Here is a 21,346-nt window from a genome sequence, read left to right as displayed (position 1 = left end):
ACCCGCTCACGTCTTGAGCTCACGCTTCAGCTGCTCCAGGAATCGCCAGTCTGTTCCCTCGGCGATGATCTGCTGTGGGCTCGACTTGATCATGCCCGTCTCCTGCATGCGCAACGCGTAGAAGCGCATCGAGGCTTCGGCATCGTAGTCCCGCCATACGCCGTATCGCGTGTCGCTCAGCGTTTGCAGCGCGATTTCGTAGCTGGGGACGAAACCTCGATCGACCATTTGCGCTGCACTCCATGCGGGATCCGAAATGCATAGGTCGGCGCCCTTGAGGATGGCCCTGAGCACGCGCTTGGTCGCCACCGGGTATCTGTTCACGTAGTCCGCAGCGGCCGAGGTCATGCAGCAGAAGTGCTGCGACCAAGGGCGATCGAGGGTGGTGTTGAGGATCGTGTGACCGATTTTCTTTGCGCGCAGTTGCTGCGTCTCCGGCGGCGTGAAGAGATATGCATCGAACTTTCCGTCGGCGAAGGCTTCCACCGGCTTGCTTTCCTCGATCCATTCGATGTCGTTGACGGGATCCAGTCCAATATAGGCGGCCATCAGGGCGACCAGCACGCGCGACGGCGCATGGATGTCATGCATGCCTACCCGCTTGCCCTTGAGATCGGGGATGCCTTGGATGCCGTCGTTGGCGATCAGCTCGAGGCACCCCGAATGCAGACCGCCAAGCACCCTGATTGGCACGCCCGCGTCGATCGATGCGACATGGACCGGCGCGTAGTTCATGCTGAAATCCGTGTCGCCGCGTGCAATCCACACCGCCTGATCGACTTTCTCGTCGCCCTGTACGTAGCGGATGTCGGTGAAGCCCTCCGCTTTGAGGAACTCTCCGGCCAGGTACATCCCTGCCCAGCAGTAGGCGCCATCGATCCACCGCGGCAAGCGAACGGAGGTCGTTTCAGGGGGTGCCTCGGCCCAAGCGTCAGTCGTTGCGCCGATGAGAGCTGCAGCGCCTGCTGCCGCAGCTCCGGCCATGAAGTGGCGACGGTTCTGGATGATTTGCATGGGGTTCTCCCTCGCGTGGTAAATGGGCACGCGGCTGGCCGCCCAGTCAGGTCTTCAGCTCGTGCTTCAGTTCGTTGAAGAAACGCCAGTCGGTGCCTTGGGCCAACAGCTTCTGGGGGGTGCTCCTCAGCATCCCGACCTCGTGGAGACGCAGGGCGTAGAAGCGCAGGGTGTCCTCAGCGCTATACTCACGCCAACCGTAGGGGATCGCCTTCATGACCTGGAGGGCATGGTCATAGCGCTTAGTATAGCCCTGCTGCACCAAGAACTGGGCGGACTGCTCGGGCTCGTTGGTGCAGAAATCCGCCGCTTTCAAGATGGCGCGGAGGGCGCGTTTGGTGGCCACCGGATGCGTACGGACGAACTCCCGCTCCCCAGCCAACATACAACAGAAGTATTGCGACCAGGGCCGGTCCACGGTGCTGCTGATCACCACATGGCCGATCTGCTGCTCCCGCATCTCCTGCGGTTCGGGGGGAAAGCCCAAATAGGCATCGATCTTCCCCTCACTCAGGAGCCGGATGGACTCGGCTCCCGGATGCATGACGAAGTGTATGTCCTTATGGAGGTCCAGGCCGACATACGCCGTCATAGTGGCGAGAAAGACGTATCGGCTGGAATCTAGCGCTGGCACGGCCACGGTCTTCCCCTTGAGATCGCGGATCGACTGGATGCGATCGGTCCCGAACAGCTCAAAGCAGCCGACGTGAAGGCCTGCCAGGATGACGATGGGATCCCCCGCCTCCAGGCGGAGAAGGAGCGGGGCGGCGAAATGCGCACTGAGGTCGGCTTCACCGGAGGCGAGGGCCGGCGCGATGTCTGCGGTCCCCTCTCTTTGGAGGTAGTGCACCTCGGTGAACCCTTCGCTGCGCAACAGTTCTTCGGCTACATACTGGGGGGCCTGACAGATGCTGGGAACCCGGACGAGCCGGATCCGCGTCGTCTCAGGCGGTGGCTCCGCAGCGGCGCGCCTGGGGTGCCAGCCCAGAAGCCCCGCTGCCCCCGCCAGCGTAATCCCACGCAGGAACCTCCGTCGGCTGAACCGTCCGGGATATACGGTATGCATGGGAACCTCCTTTCCAGATGGTGGCCAGTGCGACACCGAGAACGCTGACCCGTGGACGCTGTGTTGTGCACAGTCGGCCGTACCTGCATGGCGGGCTCTGGGCTTGCCGCTTGCTCACATCTTCAGCTCTCGCTCCAGCGGCGGTTCCGCATGGAGTGACCTCGGAAGGACGACGACACCGGCAGCGCCTGCCAGGGCAGCACCGGCTAGGAATCGTCGGCGGGTTTGCGTGATCTGCTGCATCGGAACGCTCCCATTCCGAATCGCGAAGGGCAATTCTGGCCGGAACCGAGCAAAAGAGGTTTCGACAGAGGCAGGTGGTCTTGTGGGCGCGACGAGTGGTGTGGATGCTAGCGCCCAGTCCGGTGCGGGAGTCTTGCGCTCTCAGTCGCCGGCTCATTTATTAGCAACCGACGATATGTCACGATACGCCCAATTTGCGTCGGCTGCGAGCCCAAAACTTGCTCGCGCCTCTTGGCCCAGAACCGCTGCCCATTTTTGGGCGACATGCATTTGTTAGCGACACCGTCAGGCCGCCATTTCCACCGGAAGGCCAGCGGCTTTCCATTCCGGCATGCCGTCCTCGAGGCGGCGCACGGAATGGCCAAGCGAGCGCAGCGCGGCCACCGCCTCGAAGGACATCACGCACCATGGGCCGCGGCAGTAGGCGACGATTTCCCGTCCGGGGTCGGCACCGTGGGACCAGGCCTTGACTTCTCCGAGGGGAACATTGACCGCGCCGGGCACGTGGCCAAGCGCGAACTCGTCCGGCGGGCGCACGTCGATCAGCGTCACCAGCCCGTCGCGCATCAGCGCCTGAAGCTCGCCGCGCGTGACCGGCTGTATGTCGTCACGTGCCTCGAAACAGTCGCGCACAATGCGATCGACCTCAGCAAGCTGCCGCTCGGCAATGCCGCGCACCGCAGCAAAGGCCGACAGCACGCTCGCATCGCTCAGCGAATAGCGCACGTATTTGCCGTCGCGTTCGGCCGAGACGATGCCGGCGCGGCGCAGCGCCTGCAGATGCTGGGAGATGTTGGCGATCGGCTGGCCGAGCTTCGCAGCAAGCGCTTCGACGCTGCGCGAGCCTTGCGCCAAATGCTCGATCAGTTCCAGGCGCAGCGGATTGCCGAGCGCCTTGGCGACGATCGCGAACTGTTCGTACAGCGCCAGCTTCGGATTGCGGATTGACATCGACCTTTCTGCGACCCATCGTCATTCAATGTAATTATTGAATGATGGTTTCGACCTGCCGTCAAGCCAAGCGACCCGCAGTTGCCCGGAGGGAAAGCGATGATTCTCAGGCAGTTCCTGCATACCGACCCGGTCGCCGCGTCCTATTTGTTCGGCTGCGGCGGCAAGGCGTCTGCTGCCGTCGTCGATCCGGTCGGCGAGATCGCGCCCTATATCGAGGCGGCGCGCGCGACAGGCATGCGCATCCTCTATGTCGTCGACACGCATATCCACGCCGACCATATATCGGCAGGCCGTGCGCTCGCAGCAGCGACGGGCGCCGAATACGTGCTGTTCGAAGGCGCCGAGGCGGGCTTCCCGTTCCGTCCCGTGAAGGATGGCGAGGTGCTGGAGCTCGGCAATGTGACGGCGACCGTCATGCACACGCCCGGCCACACGCCGGAGCATCTGAGCCTTTTAGTCACCGACCGAACGCGATCGACCGAACCCTGGTTCGTACTCACCGGTCACACGCTGATGGTTGGCGATCTCGGTCGCACCGAGCTTGCTTCGAGCGCCGAGGACGGAGCCCGCGCGCTCTATGCCAGCGTGCGCCGGCTGAAGAAATTGCCCGATCACATCGAGGTGCTGCCGGGCGCCTATTCCGGCTCGGTGTGCGGCCGCTCGCTCAGCGGCAAGCCGACATCGACCATCGGCTTTGAGCGGCGCTTCAACAAGGCCTTTCGCATCGAGGACGTCGACCAGTTCATCGCCGCCATGACCGCCGACATCCCTCCCCCGCCGCCGGACGCGGCCCGGACCCGCGCCGCCAACGCCGGATCGCGATCGTGAGCGCAACGGCGCCTGCCGTCGCGCTCGGCCTCAAGGCCAACTGGAAACAGTTCGCGCTGCTGGTGCTGATCAACGCCTTTGTCGGCGGCATGGTCGGCATCGAGCGAACCGTCGTGCCGCTGATCGGCGCGGAGGAATTCCACGTTGCGTCCACGACGCTCGTCACCTCCTTCATCGTGAGCTTCGGCGTGGTCAAGGCCTGCGCCAATGTCGTCTCCGGCCAGCTTGCCGACACATGGGGTCGCAAGCGCGTGCTGATCCTCGGCTGGCTGTTCGGCCTCCCGGTGCCCTTCATGATCATCTGGGCGCCGAGTTGGGGGTGGATCATTGCCGCCAACGCGCTGCTCGGCATCAACCAGGGACTTGCCTGGTCGATGACCGTCATCATGAAGGTCGATCTGGTCGGGCCGAAATCGCGCGGGCTCGCCGTCGGCCTCAACGAGTTCGCCGGCTACCTCGCCGTCGGCGTCACCGCATTTCTGACCGGCTATCTGGCCAGCCGCTACGGGCTGCGCCCGGTGCCGATCTATCTCGGCATCGGCTATGCGATCCTGGGTGCCGCGCTGTCGATCCTTCTGGTGCGCGACACGCGCGAGCATGTGCGGCTGGAACTGGCCAACGATCCGAAAGCTGTCTCCCCGCTCGGCTTTCGCGAGATCTTCATGCTGACCTCTTTCCGGGACCGCAATTTGTTCGCGGCCTCGCAGGCGGGCCTGGTCAACAATCTCAACGACGGCATGAGCTGGGGGCTTTTTCCGCTCTTCTTCGTCGCCAACGGGCTCGGCGTCGAGCGCATCGGCATCCTCAAGGCGGTCTATCCCGCCGTCTGGGGCGTCTTACAGGTCGCAACCGGGCCATTGAGCGACCGTTGGGGCCGCAAGGGCCTGATCGTCGCCGGCATGTGGGTGCAGGCTGCCGGCCTTCTTCTCACCGCCATGACGCGCGACTTCGGCTGGTGGCTGCTGGCGAGCCTCTTGCTCGGCCTGGGCACGGCGATGGTCTATCCAAGCCTGATCGCGGCGGTATCGGACGCATCGCATCCCTCCTGGCGGGCGCGCTCGCTCAGCGTCTATCGCTTCTGGCGCGATCTCGGCTACGCAATCGGAGCGCTGTCGGCGGGCCTCATCGCCGACTTCTTCGGCTTCGCCGCGGCGATCGCGGCGATCGCGGCGCTGACCTTCCTCTCGGGTGTAATCGTGGCGGTGGCGATGCGAGAGACCAGCCGCTGACCCGGCTCCGAGCTCCAGCCCGACAGCGCCGCGTTTACGATATCCGAAGCTTCATGCTGCTAGAGACGCGCCTGTCCGGTACTATGGCGCTGGGTGCCTTTGCGGGGTTTTTCATGAACATTTCGACGCGCATGCCGTGGGTGGACACGGCAAAAGGTCTTTCGATCATCCTGGTGGTGATGATGTATTCCGCCTACAACACCGGCGAATATACCGGCGGCGTCGGCTTCCTGCATTATGTCATCGGCTTCGCGACCCCGTTCCGGATGCCGGAATTCTTCCTGATCTCGGGGCTCTTCCTGTCGCAGGTGATCGACCGGCCTTGGCGGCGCTATATCGACCGGCGCGTCGTCCACTACCTCTATTTCTATGTCCTGTGGGCGGTCATCTCGATCGGGCTGAAGATCGGCATCTTCAGCCGCGATCCCGCCGGCATGCTGCATGACCTCGCCGTGGCTGTCGTCCAGCCCTATGGCGTGCTGTGGTTCATCTACATGCTGGCCGTGTTCGGCCTCGTGGCGCGCATCCTGCGCGAGCTAGGCGTGCCGCACTGGATCGTCATCTCGGCTGCCGCCGCGCTGCAGATGTGGGCACCGCATTCGGACAGCTATGCGCTCACGCAATTCGCCGCCTATTTCGTGTTCTTCTATCTCGGCTTCGTCATGGCGCCGCTGGTGTTCCGGCTGGTCGCGTGGACGCAAGCTCGTCCGGCGATCGCCGTTGCCGGTCTGATCGTGTGGGCCATCGCCAACGGCCTGCTCGTCTACTCGCCGGGCTACGCTGTCGAGCCGGTTGGCATGCAGATGGGCCTGGCCGCCTGGCCGCCGCTTCATCTTGCGCTGGCCGTCGCCGGCGCGGTGGCGCTCTGCGTCGCCGGCGGGTTCCTGTCGAAATTCGCCGCGATGGAATGGCTGCGCTGGCTCGGCGAGCATTCGCTGGTCGTCTATGTCGCCTTCACGATCCCGATGTCGATCTTCCGCGGGATCATGCTGGCAAGCGGCCTTCTGACCGATACCGGCATGCTCAGCCTCGCGGTGCTGCTCGTCTCGGTCATCAGCCCGGTCGTTCTCTACTTCATCGTCAGGCGCACCGGCTTCGGAACCTTCCTGTTCGAGCGACCGGCCTGGGCACATGTCGACAGACCGACTGCCGGCCAGATCTCAAACAAGGGCGTTGCCCGGCCGGCGCGCGAGGCGGCTTGATGCAGAAGCGCGCCTAGCTTCCGATTATCATCGCCTGTAGCTGCTTCCGGTCCTCTTGGGACCATTGGCTCGGGTCTTCACCATGCGCGGACCGGGCATGAAGCTCAACGTGCTTCATCACCTCTTCCGCGTTTTCTGCCGTGAAGCTCCCGGGACAGGCTTCCATTCCCGGATAGTCCTTGCACCGATACGTATACGCCATCGCTGCCTCCCTTTTTAGGAACGCCTAATGGAGCGATGGGGCGCGACCTTTGTCAATGGACTGGTCTTAGACCGAAGACCACCGCCGTGCCAAGCCTGGCTGGAGCCGGCTATTTGCCGACTGTCGTGTCCTTGTCATGGTTGTACCCAGGACGGCGCACGGCCTTGATCTTGCCGCTGCTGCCGCCTCCGCAGAAGAAGCAGCCGCGGCCATCGGATTCCAGTCCCGACACGCCCGAGGGCATCGCCAGCTCCTGCAGCACATCGCCCGTCTGGGGGTCGATGCGCAGGAGATCACCCTCCTCCCCTTCCCAGGTGGCATGCCAGAGCTCGCCATCGACCCAGGTGACGCCGGTGACGACGCGCTTCGACTCGACGGTGCGGATCACCTTGCCCGTTTCAGGATCGATCTGATGGATCTTGTGGGCCCTGTATTCGCCGACCCAGAGCGAGCCCTCGGCCCAGGCAAGCCCGGAGTCGCCGCCATTGCCGGGCGCGGGAATGGTGGCGACGACCTTGCCTGTCTTCGGGTCCACCTTGTGGATGCGGTCCTCGCCGATCTGGTAGAGATGCTCGCCGTCGAAGGCGGTCCCGGCATGCGAGGCGACGTCGATCGACTGCACGATCGCGCCGCTCTCCGGGTCAAGCGCCTTCAGCTTGTCGCCGGTGGCGAACCAGACATTCTTGCCGTCATAGGTGACGCCGTTGATGCGCTCGGCGTCCGGAAAGGGGCCGTATTCGCGCAGGATCTCGGCAGCGGCTCGTTTCATTTTCGATCTCCATTCGAACAATGGCCGCAGACTAGTCGCTCGGCAGCGGACCCGGGAGTAACAAGACAGTCGGGAATCCGGTCACCGGCGGCGTCATCCAGCGGCGCGCCCTGCCGCGGCCGACCGCCTGCACCTTGTTGTCGGCCGAAAGCGCTTCCAGCGCCCGCTGCACGGTGCGCGGGCTGGCGCCGAGCGCGATCGCCAGCGCCGAGCTCGACCAGGACTCGCCGTCGGCGAGGAAGGCGAGCACTGCGCCATGCTCCTCCTCGACAGGCGGCGCCAGCACCACGACCTCGGCTGCGGTCAACGGCGTTAACGCAAAACCGGCGGCCGTCGCGTTGATTTCCGCCAGCGCGTTCATTTCAGCGCGCAGCCGGCCCATCTCGACCCTGAGCCGCGCACGATGCGATTCATCGGCGTGCCTGGCGCGGAAGGCGCGCTTCAGCAGCACCTCCCGCGACGCATCCGCGGGCCAGGCCTCAGCCAGCGTGCGCGCCAGCGCAAACAGCACCGGCCGCGTCGCCAGCGAGGCCACCGTGTCGGCTATGCGCACGACATTGCGGCAGGCATCGACGACGAGGGCGCCTGAGGTGAGCAGCGCCTCGACCTCGTCGAGCTGCAGCGGCGTCTCCAAGCCCTTCGACACGAGCCGCGCGACGGGCGTGTTCAGCACCAGCGATGCGCTTTCGACCTCCGCCTTCAGCGCCGGGATATTGGCTTCATAGGCCGCGAGAGCGGCTCGGCCAAGCGCGGCGCGCGCAGCCCTCGTCCGCAGGCGCCTGACCGCGATGCCCGCGGCCGCGAGCTCGTGCGCGACGCGCGCGACCGGCGGCAACGGCCCCGGATCGAAGCCGGCAAGCAGCCGCTCGGCTTCGTCGAGCCGGCCGATCAGGATGAGTCGGCGCGCTTCGAGGCTGCCGGCATAGGCGGCGTTGACCCGATCTCCATGCGCTTGAAGCGTCGTGCGGGCGGCTCGCAACGCTTTGTCCGGCCAGCCGAGATCGCGCGAGACCAGCGCGATCTCGGCCTCGGCGACGACGCAGCGGGCGCGCGCAACCGCCTCTTTCGGGCTGAAGGCGCGGGCGGCGCTCTTCAGCAGCGCCTTGGCCTTGGCGAAGTCGCCGAGCTGCGCCATCGCGATGCCGCGCAGCGCCAGCGCGGGGGCGTCGTCGCGCAACGCGACGCGCTTCAGGGCGCCCAGCGGATCACCGGTCGCGAGCGCGCGGCCGGCGGCATTGATCATCGAGTCCATGCAATGCCCGCCCCGATGCCCCCTTCCGGGTCTGCCGGATCAAATCGCGTCACACTTGTAACTCTCACCATCGCGCCGTCCGGCTCTAAGTTTCCCTTGTCACCCCAACCAAACGCAAGAACGGGACAAGAGCAATGACCCAACACATGAAGACACCACCGGTCGTTTCGCCGGAAGCCTGGGAAGGCGCGTATGAAGAAATGCTGGTGAAGGAAAAGGCGCTCACCCGCGCCCGCGACGCGCTGGCTGCGGAACGCCGCCGCATGCCGTGGATGCCTGTCGAGAAGGACTATGTGTTCGAAGGCCCAAACGGCAAGGCAAGCCTGCTCGACCTCTTCGAAGGCCGCCGGCAACTGGTCATCTACCGCGCCTTCTTCGAGCCCGGCGTCTATGGCTGGCCGGAGCACGCCTGCCGGGGCTGCTCGCTCGGCGCCGACATGGTCGGCAACCTCGCCCATCTCAACGCCCGCGACACTACGCTTGCCTATGCGTCCCGGGCGCCGCAGGCCGACATTCAGCGTCTGAAGCAGCGGATGGACTGGAAGATGCCCTGGTACACCATCACCGACAGCTGGGACAAGGATTTCGGCGTCGACGAATGGCACGGCCACAACGTCTTCATCCATGACGGCAACCGCATCTTCCGCACCTATTTCGTCAACAATCGCGGCGACGAGGCGTTCGGCACGGTGTGGAGCTATCTCGACGTCACCCCGCTCGGCCGCCAGGAGGTGTGGGAGGATTCGCCCGAGGGCTATCCGCAGACCCAGACCTACAAGTGGTGGAACTGGCACGACAACTATGAGGAAGGCGCCGCGCCCGACCAGCGATGGGTCGAGGTCTCGGATGCCGGCGAAGCGGCGTTTCGCAACAAGAACGCCTGAGCGCGAAGCGACTCTGGCGGCGTCGCCCGCGCCGCCAGAGCCGAACTTTCCTGAAAGCAGTTGGAAGGGTGGAGATCATGAGCATCGACAATCCCGCCCCTCGCCCGGCAGGCCTGAGCGGATTCGGCCTGGCCGACTGGTTATGTCTCGCGGCGGCGCCGACCTTTGTCGTCATGGCGTTGCTCACGGCCGCCGATAGCGGACCGGACGCGATGTGCATGTCCGGACCCGGAGCCTCCGTGCTCAGCGGCATGGCGCCGATGTATTTCCTGATGGCTGCCCTCCACCTCGCGCCCTGGCTGCGGCTGCTCGCCAGAGGGGTGGCGGAATCGGCGCTTCAACCTGCCGACGAGCTGCCGGACCTAAGCGCGGAGCGGATGGCTGAGAGCAGGGATGCCGGCGTGTAGGGTTTTACCAGCCAGCCCAGCGGCTCCGCTGGCGCTGCCCGGGCGCGGACGTCGGAATCGGAATGCGCCGTCGCAAAAACCGACCGCAAACCGTAAATTCGAAACAACTCCAGGGCAGTTTGAATTCCATCCATGGCGCCGGACAGCCGGATATCCATCACAACCAGATCAGGCCGGTCCGCAGCTGCGCTAGCGAGCGCTTCCTCGCCCGAGCCGACGACTACGACCTCGAAACCGGCCGCGGTCAGAGTGCTCTCCATCTCGAGGGAGATGAGAAAATCGTCCTCGACGACCAAGATCCGCGTGGGCAATGCGGCGGCCACAGGTTCGGCCGACGCGGCTTTCGTTGGGATTGGCCGACGGCGTCCGTGTGGGGCAGCAAGCTCGGTCATCGAGAGCCATCCAGGAACTGAAGAAGAGCCGGCGAGAGCTTCATGAGAACCGAATGCTGCAGCGCGTCTTCGGTTCCTTGGTAACGACAAGCTTGCCGTGCAGCTGCCGCGCCAAGCCCTGAACCAGCTTCAATCCGGACGAACGGTCGCGGACCGAAGCCAGGTCAAAGCCGGGACCGCTGTCTTCGACGAATACCTGGAAGCCGTCGGCATCACGCCGAAGCCCGACCCGGATGGTGCCGACTCCGTCGGGAGTTCCATATTTTACGGCGTTGGTCAGAAGCTCGTTCAGGATCAGCGCCAGCGGCATTGCAACGTCATTCGAAAGCTTTGAATCGTCAGCCTCGAACTCAACCGCGACTTCCTTCGGGAAGGTCTGTTTTATTGTCCCGCAGACCGCAAGCAAGAAACCCTTCGCGTTGAACTGCGTCGAATCGACCGTCTCGTACAGGACCTGCTGAGCAGCGGCCATGGCCGCGACGCGGTTGCCGGCTTCGCGCAGGATTTCTCGCGCTTGCGGGTTCGCTGCTCGTTGACCGGCCAAGCTCAGCAGCGACTGCAGCATCTGCATGTTGTTCTTCACACGATGATTGAGCTCATTGAAGAGCAGCCGCTGCTGTGTTTCGGCCTGTTTGCGTTCGCTGATATCGACCAGCATGTTGATGCCGCCGACGATCTTGCCATCTTCATCGCGCAGCGGCGTCGGATACGGGATGAAGGGAATGCGCACGCCGTCCGGGCGCTCGGCGACGGCTTCAGCGTTGCGTATCGGACGCCCCTCCTTCAGGGCGACCGCCATCGGGCACTGGTCGTGAGGAAGCGGGGTTCCGTCCGGCCAGAACAGTTTCCACGTCACGCACCACTTATCCTTGCCGATCTGCGGAACGCGCCCGGAAAGCTCGACGGCCGCCTCGTTGAAAAAGGTTATCGTGCCGTCGGCATCCGTCGTGTAGATCGCGGCCGGAATTGCCGCCAGCAGGTCGCGCAGCTGACGCTCGCTCGCCCGCAGCTTGGCTTCAGCCATCTTTTGGTCGGTAATGTCGCGCGCAATCTTCGAGGCGCCGATGATGCGGCCCTGGCTGTTGCGGATCGGCGAAATCGTCAGGGAAATATCGACGAGACTGCCGTCCTTGCGGCGACGCACCGTTTCGAAGTGATCGACGTTTTCGCCGCTGCTGATGCGCCTGATGATCTCCGGCTCCTCGCCCAGCCGGTCATCGGGGATGATCATCGTGATGTGCCTGCCGATCGCCTCGTCGGCCGTGAAGCCGAACAGCCGCTCCGCGCTGGCATTCCATGAGGCGATAATGCCGTTGAGGTCCTTGCTGATGATCGCGTCGTGAGAGGATTCGACAATGGCCACGAGCTGATTTGCCGCGCGTTCCGTCGTCTGGCGGGCGGTCTCGAGCCGTACGCGGTCGACCGCGAAGCCGAGTTGTCCGGCCACTGTCAGCGCAAAACGAAGCTCGGACTCGACGAAATCGTGCGGATGATCGTAATAGGTCATGAACTTGCCGAGCAGCTGACCGCGCACCGAGATCGGAATGAAAGCCAGCGCTGCAATGCCTTCGTCCCGCACAGCCGCCTTGAGGTCGTCCGGCAATCCGCTTTGCTCGACGTCGGCAATAGCGATCGGTTCGGGATCGCGTGTGTCGCGCGACCAGGGGGAATGGCCTTCGACGGCCGTTCTGTAAGCTTGCGACAGGCCTCGCGAGGCGGCAAATCTGAGGAAGCCGGTGTTGTCGAAGAAGAGTATGGAGGCCCGGTCCGCACCCAATGCGCGAATGATGGTGCTGAGGGCTATCTCGTGAACCTCGCCGAGATTCGCCGCGCGCTGAAGGCTGTCCGTGAATTCGTAAAGCGCCGCCTGCTGCTCCAGATGCCGGACGAGCGCGGCCTCGGCCTTCTTGCGGGCGGTGATATCCTGCTGGACGCGCACCGCATACAAGAAGCGGCCTTCGGAGTCCCTTACGCTCGAGGACGTGACCGCGACCCAGACTCTTGCCCCGTCCTTGCGGATGAAGCGCTTTTCGTGCCGGTAGCTGTCGATCTCGCCTCGCACCTGACGCTCGAACTGACGCAGGTCCGCATCGACATTCTCCGCCAGAGTGGCATCGAACACCGACCTGCCGACAAGTTCATCGGCGGAATAGCCGAGCAGGTCGGCCAGGTAGCCGTTGACGCGCCCGAGTTCGCCCTTCGCGTTGACTTCAGCGATGCCAATCGCCGCATGCTGGTAAGTCGCAGCGAGCCGCTGCTCCTGTTGCCCAATGATCTCATCGCTCAGACGCCGGTCCGTGACGTCATGGAAACAGTTGATGGCTCCGACGACCCGACCGTCCTCGTCTTCGATCGGTTCGATGTGGACCATCACCCATATCGCCGTGCCGTCCGGCCGCTCGAGCTTTCCTTCAACCCCCCTGACGGGAATGCCGGTTCGCAGCACCGCGGCCATCGGGGTTTGGGCGCGCGCGATCTCGCGTCCATCGAGATAGAGCCTGTGGGATCCGCAATAGAGTTCGCTGTCTGAGCCAAGCAAGGGCGTTCGCCCCCACAAATCGGCAGCGCGTTTGTTGAACCAAAGCAATCGGCCTTGCGCGTCGCAAGCGTAGATCGCAATGGGCAGCGTCTCGATGAAGTCAGGCGGGATTTGCAGGGTGAGCGCGTCCTGCGGGGTACGGATAAACCCCTCGGTTCCTTGAAGGCTTTCGATGCGCATCTCCCAATCCCGCTCGAGCAACGAAAAGCCAAACGCATCGGATCGCCGAATGTTCCCGTGCGGCCCGACTCTTCGGCACTGAGGCAGCGCCGACATAATGCCGACGACGATTTCGTCTTGCCTGGTGGACCGATTTTCGCACAGAGGCGCAAAGCGTTCGAACGACCGGTCACACTGGCGGGATCCCTCATGCAACCGGGCCGGAAAGAGCTGCATGCGAATCCGGGCCGCCTTGACCTGGCGCATTGCCTTCCGCGCCGGCTCGCACAATAGTCGGGCCGATGTTCGAGGCGATAGCGAGTCACTGGTCGACGCTTATCCTTTTCCTGTCGTTGGCGATGGCGGCGGTCGGCATCGTCCATGCCATCATGACGAAGGAAGACGTGCGCGCCGCCACGGGGTGGGTCGGCGTGATGCTTCTGTCGCCCTTCCTCGGCGCGATCATCTACGCCATCGCCGGCATCAACCGCATCCGCCGCGCGACGATCAGCGCCATGCGGCCCAGCGCCGGTTCGGCGGATGAGGGGCACAATCGCGACGTCGCCGTCGAAGCCTTGATCGAGGCCCAATTCGGCCAGCGCTTCGTCGGATTGAAGACACTGGGCGACAGGGTGGCGCGGCGTCCGCTGACTTCGGGAAACATGATCGCCGTGCTCGAGACCGGCGACGAGGCCTATATGGCGATGTGCCGGGCGATCGACGGCGCGCAAAAGAGCGTGCTTCTCGAAACTTACATCTTCGACAACGACGCCGTCGGACAAATGTTCGCGCAGTCGCTCTCCGCCGCGGTCAAACGCGGCGTTGCCGTGCGCGTGCTGATCGACGCCGTCGGCGTGCGCTATTCGGTACCCAGCATCCTGAAGCAGCTCAGGGAGTCCAACGTCGCCGTCGATCTCTTCAACGGCAACATCGTCATGGGCTTGAGACTTCCTTATGCGAATCTCAGAACCCACAGGAAGGTCCTGGTCATCGACGCGACAGTGGCGTTTACCGGAGGCATGAACATCCGCAAGGGGTTCTCGGCCGAATTCGCCGGTTCCGACAGCTCCAGGGACACGCATTTCGAGGTCACCGGGCCGGTGGTGGCCGACCTGTTCTCAGTCGCCGCCGAGGACTGGCGCTTCGCCAGCAACGAGGCGCTGAAGGGCGACGCTTGGCAGGTCGAGCGAACCGCCCCGCCGCCCGGCCAGCCGATGCTGGTCAGAGCCGTGGCGACAGGACCGGATGCCGCGAACGAAACCAACCACAAGCTGCTGATGGGTGCGTTTTCGGTCGCCCGCAAATCGATCCGCATCATGTCGCCCTATTTCCTGCCGGACCGCGAGCTGATCAGCGCGCTGACCACGGCCGGCGCGCGCGGCGTCGAGATCGACATCGTGGTGCCGGCGGTGAACAACCTTTTCCTCGTCGACCGCGCCATGACGGCACAGTTCGACCAGGTGCTGAAGCATTATTGCCGGGTGTGGCGCCACCAAGGCCCCTTCGATCACTCGAAACTTATGGCAATCGACGGCGCGTGGGCTTATGTCGGATCGTCCAATCTCGACGCCCGGTCGCTCAGGCTGAATTTCGAGATCGACATGGAGGTCCTGGATGCCAACTTCGCCCGGGCGATCGAGGCGCGTATCGACGCGGCGATCGCGTCGGCGAAACCGGTGAGACTCGAGATGCTGAGGGCCAGAGCCTTCGTCATTCGTGTCCTCGACCGATTGCTGTGGCTGGGATCGCCCTATCTGTAGGCAGGAAGACGAGCAGCAGGAACCATGGAGAGAAACGGACGCACCCTCCCCGAAACCGTGCTCCTGTCGATCCGCGGCAGAAAGATGCGGAAAGCGAAAGCCACGGCGCCCAAACGGGTCGGCGGCGCCGAGATGGTGGTCGCCTCCTACAACGTCCACAAATGCATCGGCACCGACCGCAAGTTCGACCCCGAGCGGACCGCGCGCGTCATCCGCGAAATCAGCCCCGACGTGATCGCGCTGCAGGAGGCCGACAACCGCTTCGGCGACCGCGCCGGACTGCTCGACCTCAACCGCCTCGAAATCGAAACGGGGCTGGTGCCGGTGCCGGTCACCGGAAACGGCAAGGCACATGGCTGGCGCGGCAACGTGCTTCTGTTCAAGCGCGGCACGGTGCGCGACGTGCACCAGATCAAGCTGCCCGGCCTTGAGCCGCGCGGGGCGCTGGTCGCCGAGATCGACCTCGACGAGAACCGGACGCTGCGCGTGATCGCCGCGCATCTCGGTCTGTTGCGCCGCTCGCGCTCGGAACAGGCCCGCGTAGTGCTCGACATCATGAGCAGCGCGGACGAAAGGCAGACGCTCCTGCTCGGCGACCTCAACGAATGGCGGCTTGGCGACCGCTCCGCGCTCAACACGCTGCACACCACCTTCGGCCCCTCGCTGCCCGCGGTGCCCACCTTTCCGTCCGGCCTGCCGGTGCTGGCGCTCGACCGGATCATGGGCAACCGCGACGGCATGGTGTCGGCGGTGGAAGCGCACGACACGCCGCTGTCGCGCGTGGCGTCCGACCACCTGCCGCTCACGGCTTACGTGCATCTATAGGAAGAGTAGCTCACCCTTCCCTGAGCCAGACCAGCATCTCGCCGGGATCGCGGTTGTCCCAGGCGAAGTAAGGAATCGCCTTGAGCGTCGTCTCTTCGGTTTCCGGGGGCTCGGGACGGTAGAGATCGCCGCCCCAGTTCTTCGCCTCGGCCCGGCTGCCGGTCGCCGAAAGCGTGACGATACCGCCGAGCAGGTTCGGCTCTTTGTGGGCCTCCAGCCTGGCCGTGCGCGGCAGCGCAATGCGGTGCAGGCCACCGCCATTGTCAGTCTCCTCGACGCAGTAGAGCAGCGGGCCGCGCGACAGCGCGACGCGGCCGATGTCCTGCCGCACTTCCGGATTGGCGAAGAGGCGCGCCATCGACATTTCGAGGTCGAGCTCGACGCGGTCGCCCTTTTGCCATTCGCGGCGGATCGCGGCATAGCCGTCGACCGTGACCGCATCGAGATCGAGCATGTTGCCGTTCAGCTTCAGCGCCGCGTTGCGGCACCAGGCGGGCACGCGCAGGTAAAGCGTGAATTCAACCGGTGTCTGTGCCTCGATCTCGATCGAGACCGCGCCGTCCCAGGGATAGTTGCTGGTCTGGACCAGGCTGACCGGGCGGCCGGCGATCTCGAAGCGTGCGGTGGAGTCGCCATAGAGATGCACGGCCAGCGCGTCGTCGGCGAGGCCGTAGAAATAGCTGCCGATGGAGGCCACCATGCGGCCGATATTGGGCGGGCAGCAGGGGCAGCGGTGCCATTTCCAGCGGTGGTGGCCGCCGCGGCTCTCCAGCGGGTTCTCGTAGAAGAACAGCGAGCCGTCGAGCGACAGGCCCGAGATCGAGCCGTTGTAGAGCGCCCGCTCCATCATGTCGGCATAGCGGTGGTTCGGCCCCATGCCGAGCATCCGGCTCGCCCAGAACACCAGGCCGACCGAGGCGCAGGTCTCGGCATAGGCGGTTTCGTTGGGCAGGTCATAGTCGCTGGTGAAACCTTCATTGTGGGCCGACGGCCCGAGGCCGCCGGTGACATAGAGGCTCTTGGTGGTCAGATCGTCCCACAGCCTGTCGAGCGCCGCGCGCAAGCTGTCGTCGCCATATTCGGTGGCAATGTCGGCCATGCCGGAGAAGAGGTACATCGCCCGCACAGCGTGGCCGACGACCTTGTCCTGCTCGCGCACCGGCTTGTGCGACTGATTGTATTCGTAGGTTTTGAAATGATAGGCCTTCGGGTCGGCGCCGCGGGCGCGCGCCTCCTCGTCGAAATAATGCGGCTGCTGGCCGCGCTGGTCGATGAAGTACTTCGCCAGATCCATGTACTTCTTCTCACCCGTCTCCCGCGCGAGCTTCACCAGCGCCAGCTCGATCTCCTCATGGCCGCAATAGCCCTTTTTCTTGCCGGGCTCCGGGCCGAACATCGAGGCGATGTGGTCGGCGTAGCGGCTCATGATGTCGAGCAGCTTGCGCTTGCCCGTCGCCTGAAAGTAGGCGACGGCGCCCTCGATCAGATGGCCGGCGCAGTAGAGCTCGTGGCAGTCGCGCAGGTTGGTCCAGCGGAGACCCGGCTGGATGCGCTGGTACCAGCTCGAGAGATAACCGTCCTCCTGCTGCAGCTTGCCGTACATGTCGATGACGGCATCGATCTTTTTCTCCAGCTCCGGATTGCGGCGCCGGTAAAGCGAATAGGCGGCGGTCTCGATGGTCTTGCCCCAATCGGAATCCCAGAACATCTGGGTCGTCACCGTCGAGCCGGTGAACTCGGCGCCCTGCGCGTCGGCCTCGTCGGGTGACGGCGAATGGAACGGAATGACGACGCCGGGCGACGGCCGGTCGGGATCGATCTGCTCAAGCATGCGCGCCTCGACGCAGCGGTCGTAGAGGATGCCGGCGGTCTTGGCGGCGACCGCGTCGACCCGGTCACCCCAGAAGCCGCGGACATCGACCTGCGGCACGGGCAGCGGCCGGAAGGCAAGCTTCGGCTTCGCAGCCGCGGCTGCCTGGGCTGCGGTGGCGGATTGTGCTGCGGTCATAACGTCACTCCATTCGAATGCGCGAAATCATTTGACGGCCCCGGCCATCAGGCCGCGGATGTAGAAGCGCTGCAGCGCCAGGAACAGGATCAGGCAGGGCACCATCATCACCGTGACGCCCGCCTGCACCGCGCCCCAATCGATGGCGCCGAAGCGGCCGGACTGAAGCGCGGTCATCATCACCGGCAGGGTGAATTTCGACTGGTCGGTCATCAGCACGAGCGCGGCCAGGAACTCGTTCCAGGCGCCGAGGAAGGCGAAAAGCGCGATGGTGACGACGCCCGGCCAGACCAAAGGCAGCATCACCTTGACCAGCATGGTGACATTGTTGGCGCCATCCATGCGCGCCGCCTCCTCGATCTCGCGCGGCACGGCGTCGAAGGCGTTGCGCATCATGAAGATCGAGAACGGCAGCTGCAGCGTGACATAGACGCAGACCAGGCCGGTCAGCGTGTTGTGGAGACCGAGTTTCGTCAGCACCAGGAAGATCGGCGTCAGGATCGACTGGAACGGGATCATGATCGTCGACAGGATGAGGATGAAGAAGAAGTCCCGGAACGGGAAGCGGAAACGCGAGAAGCCGTAGCCGGCGAGCACGCTGACCAGCACGGAGAGCAATACCGTCATCACCGAGACATAGATGCTGTTCTGCGCCGAGGCCCAAAGCCCGTCGCCGAAGGTGTTCAGCGTCTGATAGTTCTCGACCGAGAAGCCGGTGGTCGGCCAGGGCGGCAGCGGCGGCTGGCGCGCTTCCTGCGCCGGCTTGAAGGTGGAGAGCACCGTCCACACAATCGGCGCCAAAAACAGCACCGAGGCGATGATGCCGGTGGAATGCCTGGCGAGGCTGAAGGCCGCCTTGCGGTGCTGCGACATCGTCTCGGCCATCAGTCGAGCCCCTCGGGCTTGCGCAGCAGCCAGAGCTGGATGAGGCTGAGCGCCACCAGGATGACCAGCAGCACCATGGAAAGTGCCGCGCCGTAGCCGAGCTTGAACGAGACGAAGGACTGGTTGAAGATCCAGTAGACCGCCGTCAGCGTGTGGTTGCGCGGGCCGCCGCGCAGGATGATGTAGAACTGGTCGAAGGCGAGGATCGAGCCCGCGACCGACAGGATCAGCGCCAGCGCCAAGGTGCGGCGCATCAGCGGCAGGGTGATCGCCCTGAAGCGGGCGAACGGCCCTGCCCCATCGATGACGGCGGCCTCCTGCAGGTCCTGCGGGATCGACTGCAGGCCGGTCATCAGGATGATCATGGTGAAGCCGGCCACTTTCCAGACCACCATGGCGATGATCGACCAGAAGGCCGGCTGGAAGGTGGCCAGAAGATTGACCTTCCTCTCGGTCAGACCGAGGTCGTAAGCGGCCGGGCTGAACAGGCCGGAATCGACGTTCAACAGCCACGACCAGAGCAGGCTTGCGGAAGCAAAGCCCACCACCGCCGGCATGAAGAAGGCGGTGCGGTAGAGATTGGTGAGCGGGTGCGGCCGCTCGATGAAGATCGCCAGCGGGAAGGCGACGGCGAAGATCGCGATGGTGACGATCAGCGTGTAGTAGAAGGTGAATTTGAGCGCGTTCCAGAACCGCGTGTCGCGCAGGATGGCAAAGTAATTGTCGAGGCCGATGAAAGCGTGCTCGCCCATCAGCGGCCAGTTGTGCAGCGACATCCACGCCGTCATGCCGAGCGGGATGACGAAGAACACGGTGACGAAGGCGACGGCCGGCAGGACATAGAGCAGGCCCACCCATTGCCGGCGGCTGACGCCGATGCGTCTGGCTCGGGCGGGCGCGGAGGTTGCAGTGAGGGTGGTCATGGCTGAGCTCCCCCTTCTCCCCTTGTGGGAGAAGGTGTCGCCGAAGGCGACGGATGCGGGGTGTTCCAGCGGAGTGAGATGCTGGTGTTTCCTGGAACACCCCTCATCCGTCTCGGCGCTGCGCGCCGATCCACCTTCTCCCACAGGGCGAGAAGCGGGAGCGAACCTCGCGGCGCCTCAAATTGGCGATGCTGGTGAGTGAGCTTTCTCAACGCGATAATCCTGCCATTTAGCGCGGCGTCCCCTCCCCCTTGAGGGGAGGGTCCGGCCGAAGGCCGGGGTGGGGTCCGCTGTGAAGTGCGCCTACGGGGAGATAGCGTCGGCGTACTTCGCGGGCGACCCCACCCGGACCTGCGGTCCGACCTCCCCTCGAGGGGGAGGTTTAGGGCCGCGCTTTACTTGTTCGGCGCCTGGTCGATGATCGACTGCATGGTCTCCTGCGCGTTCGAAATCGCGCCGTCGACATCGTCGCCGAAGAAGACCTCGTTGACCATCTGCGTCCACGGCCCGTTGGCGGAGTTGATCAGGTCGTTGAACACCACCGAATAGGGCGTGCGGCCCTTGGCCATCGCCTCGGCCGCCACCTGGTAGCGCGGATCGAGGTCCTTCAGCGCTTCCTTGGCGATGTCGCCGCGCACCGGCAGGCTACCATATTTGGCGAGGATGGTCTGGCCCTCGAGCGAGTAGGCGAAGTCCAAAAACTCCTTCACCACGGCGATCTTCTTGGTGCCCTTGGTGACGACGAAATTGTCGCCGCCGGCGAAGGACGACCAGCCGCCATCCTTGCCCGGCAGGAAGGTGATGCCGTAGTCGATATCAGGGTATTGCGTGTTGAGCGCGCCGATGGCGAAGGCGCCAGACGGCGAGAGGCCGATCTTGCCGCCGGCAAAGGCGGCGAAGAAGTTGGCGCCGGTGTCGGTCTGCGCACCCTCGGGCACCAGCCCTTTCTTGACCATCGAGCGGTAGAGGTCGATCGCGCCGCGCAGCTGCGGGCTATCGAGCGTCGCCTTGGAGCCGTCCTCGGAGAGGATGTCGCCGCCCGAGGCCCAGACCAGCGGCGTGAAGGTGAAGATGTTGCAGCCGCCGCAATTGCCGGAGAAGTAGAAGCCCTTGATGTCGCCGCCGAGCGCGTTGACCTTCTCGGCGTCGGCCTCGATCTCGGCCCAGGTCTTCGGCCCCTTTTCCGGATCGAGCCCGGCCTGCTTGAACAGCTTCTTGTTCCAGATCAGCACCGAAGAATCGGCCGAGAACGGCAGGCCGTAGATGCGGCCCTTATAGGTGCCGGTCTTCACATGCGCCGGCGAGAGGCTCGAAAAATAGGGCAAGGATTTCGCCCAGTCGGTGATGTCCTCGAGCTGGCCGGCGGCGGCGAAGGATGGCGTGTAGATCAGGTCGAGCGACAGCGCATCGGGCGCGGTGCCACCGGCTGCGGCCGCGCCATATTTCGGGATGATCTCGGCGTTCGGGATGATGTCGAGCTTGATCTGGTCCTTATGCGCCTTGTTGAAGGCGTCGACGATGCGCGGCATGAAATTCGAGCCGTCGGCGCGCACCCAGATGTTGGCGGTCTCGGCGGACGCCGCCTGCAGGCCGCCGCCGATCACGGCCGCGGCCAGGGCCAGCTTGGCAAACATGGTTTTCACGGTATTCCTCCTCATGGTTCTCCTCCCAGTTTGGCCGTTGCGCGACGGCCGTTTCGTTCGATGCCTCAGCCGCCCGGCGGACGGCCGCATCACTGACGCACCACCAGCCGGCACGGCAGTTTCCTGATGCCCGGCGCGGCCGGCTGGCCGCCCACGAGCGAA

The 21,346-nt window shown here is 64.5% G+C and carries 19 protein-coding genes; 7 read left to right on the top strand and 12 right to left on the bottom strand.

Features of this window, described 5'->3' with window-relative positions; all coding sequences use genetic code 11:
• Positions 1-6: 6 nt before the first annotated feature.
• The 3 genes from EOA75_RS05995 to EOA75_RS05980 all read right to left on the bottom strand — a co-directional run bounded on the left by EOA75_RS05995 (position 7) and on the right by EOA75_RS05980 (position 3,274).
• Positions 7-1,014: an ABC transporter substrate-binding protein gene (locus EOA75_RS05995; protein WP_127323846.1), complete on the bottom strand. Its 1,008-nt coding sequence runs from the start codon at positions 1,012-1,014 to the stop codon at positions 7-9.
• A 46-nt stretch (positions 1,015-1,060) separates the two neighbouring features.
• Entirely contained in the window at positions 1,061-2,080 is a 1,020-nt protein-coding gene (locus EOA75_RS05990; RefSeq protein ID WP_127323839.1) for an ABC transporter substrate-binding protein, read from the bottom strand.
• 528 nt (positions 2,081-2,608) lie between these two features.
• Positions 2,609-3,274 (bottom strand): metalloregulator ArsR/SmtB family transcription factor, encoded by a 666-nt coding sequence (locus EOA75_RS05980; protein ID WP_127323838.1) that lies wholly within the window; start codon positions 3,272-3,274, stop codon positions 2,609-2,611.
• A gap of 99 nt (positions 3,275-3,373) precedes the next feature.
• Between EOA75_RS05980 and EOA75_RS05975 the strand changes: the two genes are divergently transcribed.
• Genes EOA75_RS05975 through EOA75_RS05965 form a run of 3 tightly spaced genes read left to right on the top strand, consistent with a single transcriptional unit; the run spans position 3,374 to position 6,536 of the window.
• A complete protein-coding gene (locus EOA75_RS05975; RefSeq protein ID WP_127323837.1) occupies positions 3,374-4,105 on the top strand; it encodes an MBL fold metallo-hydrolase in 732 nt (243 codons plus the stop codon).
• Entirely contained in the window at positions 4,093-5,334 is a 1,242-nt protein-coding gene (locus EOA75_RS05970) for an MFS transporter (RefSeq protein WP_127323836.1), read from the top strand. The genes EOA75_RS05975 and EOA75_RS05970 overlap by 13 nt, the downstream gene beginning before the upstream one ends.
• A 53-nt stretch (positions 5,335-5,387) precedes the next feature.
• On the top strand, positions 5,388-6,536 hold the full coding sequence (locus EOA75_RS05965) for an acyltransferase family protein (RefSeq protein ID WP_245466572.1): 1,149 nt from the start codon (positions 5,388-5,390) through the stop codon (positions 6,534-6,536).
• Positions 6,537-6,549: 13 nt separating this feature from the next.
• Here EOA75_RS05965 and EOA75_RS05960 read toward each other — a convergent pair whose 3' ends face one another.
• The 3 genes from EOA75_RS05960 to EOA75_RS05950 all read right to left on the bottom strand — a co-directional run bounded on the left by EOA75_RS05960 (position 6,550) and on the right by EOA75_RS05950 (position 8,759).
• Positions 6,550-6,738 (bottom strand): DUF1059 domain-containing protein, encoded by a 189-nt coding sequence (locus tag EOA75_RS05960; protein ID WP_067000403.1) that lies wholly within the window; start codon positions 6,736-6,738, stop codon positions 6,550-6,552.
• Between the two features lie 109 nt (positions 6,739-6,847).
• Positions 6,848-7,507 (bottom strand): PQQ-binding-like beta-propeller repeat protein, encoded by a 660-nt coding sequence (locus EOA75_RS05955; RefSeq protein ID WP_127323835.1) that lies wholly within the window; start codon positions 7,505-7,507, stop codon positions 6,848-6,850.
• Between the two features lie 31 nt (positions 7,508-7,538).
• Entirely contained in the window at positions 7,539-8,759 is a 1,221-nt protein-coding gene (locus EOA75_RS05950) for a helix-turn-helix domain-containing protein (RefSeq protein ID WP_127323834.1), read from the bottom strand.
• 134 nt (positions 8,760-8,893) lie between these two features.
• On the opposite strand from EOA75_RS05950, the gene EOA75_RS05945 reads away from it, so the two are divergent.
• Both EOA75_RS05945 and EOA75_RS05940 read left to right on the top strand, forming a co-directional pair.
• Entirely contained in the window at positions 8,894-9,643 is a 750-nt protein-coding gene (locus EOA75_RS05945) for a DUF899 family protein (protein ID WP_067329733.1), read from the top strand.
• A 77-nt stretch (positions 9,644-9,720) separates the two neighbouring features.
• Positions 9,721-10,050, top strand: coding sequence for a hypothetical protein (locus EOA75_RS05940; protein ID WP_206516969.1), 330 nt, complete (start codon positions 9,721-9,723; stop codon positions 10,048-10,050).
• Here EOA75_RS05940 and EOA75_RS05935 read toward each other — a convergent pair.
• On the bottom strand, positions 9,981-10,442 hold the full coding sequence (locus EOA75_RS05935) for a response regulator (RefSeq protein WP_127323833.1): 462 nt from the start codon (positions 10,440-10,442) through the stop codon (positions 9,981-9,983). The genes EOA75_RS05940 and EOA75_RS05935 overlap by 70 nt on opposite strands.
• 40 nt (positions 10,443-10,482) lie before the next feature.
• Positions 10,483-13,407 (bottom strand): PAS domain S-box protein, encoded by a 2,925-nt coding sequence (locus EOA75_RS05930; RefSeq protein ID WP_245466571.1) that lies wholly within the window; start codon positions 13,405-13,407, stop codon positions 10,483-10,485.
• Between the two features lie 35 nt (positions 13,408-13,442).
• Between EOA75_RS05930 and EOA75_RS05925 the strand changes: the two genes are divergently transcribed.
• Positions 13,443-14,900: a phospholipase D-like domain-containing protein gene (locus EOA75_RS05925; protein ID WP_127323831.1), complete on the top strand. Its 1,458-nt coding sequence runs from the start codon at positions 13,443-13,445 to the stop codon at positions 14,898-14,900.
• 24 nt (positions 14,901-14,924) lie between these two features.
• On the top strand, positions 14,925-15,725 hold the full coding sequence (locus tag EOA75_RS05920; RefSeq protein WP_127323830.1) for an endonuclease/exonuclease/phosphatase family protein: 801 nt from the start codon (positions 14,925-14,927) through the stop codon (positions 15,723-15,725).
• A 10-nt stretch (positions 15,726-15,735) separates the two neighbouring features.
• On the opposite strand, the gene EOA75_RS05915 is transcribed toward EOA75_RS05920, so the two are convergent.
• The 4 genes from EOA75_RS05915 to EOA75_RS05900 all read right to left on the bottom strand — a co-directional run bounded on the left by EOA75_RS05915 (position 15,736) and on the right by EOA75_RS05900 (position 21,184).
• The gene (locus EOA75_RS05915) at positions 15,736-17,733 is read right to left on the bottom strand and encodes a glycoside hydrolase family 127 protein (protein ID WP_127323829.1); all 1,998 of its coding nucleotides are present in this window, start codon (positions 17,731-17,733) and stop codon (positions 15,736-15,738) included.
• 27 nt (positions 17,734-17,760) lie between these two features.
• Entirely contained in the window at positions 17,761-18,618 is an 858-nt protein-coding gene (locus EOA75_RS05910) for a carbohydrate ABC transporter permease (RefSeq protein WP_127241144.1), read from the bottom strand.
• Positions 18,618-19,541, bottom strand: a complete 924-nt coding sequence (locus EOA75_RS05905) for a sugar ABC transporter permease (RefSeq protein ID WP_127323828.1) — start codon at positions 19,539-19,541, stop codon at positions 18,618-18,620. Before EOA75_RS05905 ends, EOA75_RS05910 begins: the two co-directional genes overlap by 1 nt.
• 395 nt (positions 19,542-19,936) lie before the next feature.
• Positions 19,937-21,184: a sugar ABC transporter substrate-binding protein gene (locus tag EOA75_RS05900; RefSeq protein WP_095801184.1), complete on the bottom strand. Its 1,248-nt coding sequence runs from the start codon at positions 21,182-21,184 to the stop codon at positions 19,937-19,939.
• Between the last annotated feature and the right edge of the window lie 162 nt (positions 21,185-21,346).

Origin of the sequence: Mesorhizobium sp. M1A.F.Ca.IN.022.07.1.1, assembly GCF_003997575.1 — a bacterium.
In the GTDB taxonomy this organism is placed as follows: Bacteria; Pseudomonadota; Alphaproteobacteria; order Rhizobiales; family Rhizobiaceae; genus Mesorhizobium.
This window is presented reverse-complemented; position numbering and strand designations above follow the sequence as displayed.

Bases quoted from the DNA above. Each gene is read 5' to 3' on its own strand.
- EOA75_RS05995 (WP_127323846.1), bottom strand. From the start codon at position 1,014: ATGCAAATCATCCAGAACCGTCGCCACTTCATGGCCGGAGCTGCGGCA.
- EOA75_RS05990 (WP_127323839.1), bottom strand. From the start codon at position 2,080: ATGCATACCGTATATCCCGGACGGTTCAGCCGACGGAGGTTCCTGCGT.
- EOA75_RS05980 (WP_127323838.1), bottom strand. From the start codon at position 3,274: ATGTCAATCCGCAATCCGAAGCTGGCGCTGTACGAACAGTTCGCGATC.
- EOA75_RS05975 (WP_127323837.1), top strand. From the start codon at position 3,374: ATGATTCTCAGGCAGTTCCTGCATACCGACCCGGTCGCCGCGTCCTAT.
- EOA75_RS05965 (WP_245466572.1), top strand. From the start codon at position 5,388: ATGCTGCTAGAGACGCGCCTGTCCGGTACTATGGCGCTGGGTGCCTTT.
- EOA75_RS05960 (WP_067000403.1), bottom strand. From the start codon at position 6,738: ATGGCGTATACGTATCGGTGCAAGGACTATCCGGGAATGGAAGCCTGT.
- EOA75_RS05955 (WP_127323835.1), bottom strand. From the start codon at position 7,507: ATGAAACGAGCCGCTGCCGAGATCCTGCGCGAATACGGCCCCTTTCCG.
- EOA75_RS05950 (WP_127323834.1), bottom strand. From the start codon at position 8,759: ATGGACTCGATGATCAATGCCGCCGGCCGCGCGCTCGCGACCGGTGAT.
- EOA75_RS05945 (WP_067329733.1), top strand. From the start codon at position 8,894: ATGACCCAACACATGAAGACACCACCGGTCGTTTCGCCGGAAGCCTGG.
- EOA75_RS05940 (WP_206516969.1), top strand. From the start codon at position 9,721: ATGAGCATCGACAATCCCGCCCCTCGCCCGGCAGGCCTGAGCGGATTC.
- EOA75_RS05935 (WP_127323833.1), bottom strand. From the start codon at position 10,442: ATGACCGAGCTTGCTGCCCCACACGGACGCCGTCGGCCAATCCCAACG.
- EOA75_RS05930 (WP_245466571.1), bottom strand. From the start codon at position 13,407: ATGCGCCAGGTCAAGGCGGCCCGGATTCGCATGCAGCTCTTTCCGGCC.
- EOA75_RS05925 (WP_127323831.1), top strand. From the start codon at position 13,443: ATGTTCGAGGCGATAGCGAGTCACTGGTCGACGCTTATCCTTTTCCTG.
- EOA75_RS05920 (WP_127323830.1), top strand. From the start codon at position 14,925: ATGGAGAGAAACGGACGCACCCTCCCCGAAACCGTGCTCCTGTCGATC.
- EOA75_RS05915 (WP_127323829.1), bottom strand. From the start codon at position 17,733: ATGACCGCAGCACAATCCGCCACCGCAGCCCAGGCAGCCGCGGCTGCG.
- EOA75_RS05910 (WP_127241144.1), bottom strand. From the start codon at position 18,618: ATGGCCGAGACGATGTCGCAGCACCGCAAGGCGGCCTTCAGCCTCGCC.
- EOA75_RS05905 (WP_127323828.1), bottom strand. From the start codon at position 19,541: ATGACCACCCTCACTGCAACCTCCGCGCCCGCCCGAGCCAGACGCATC.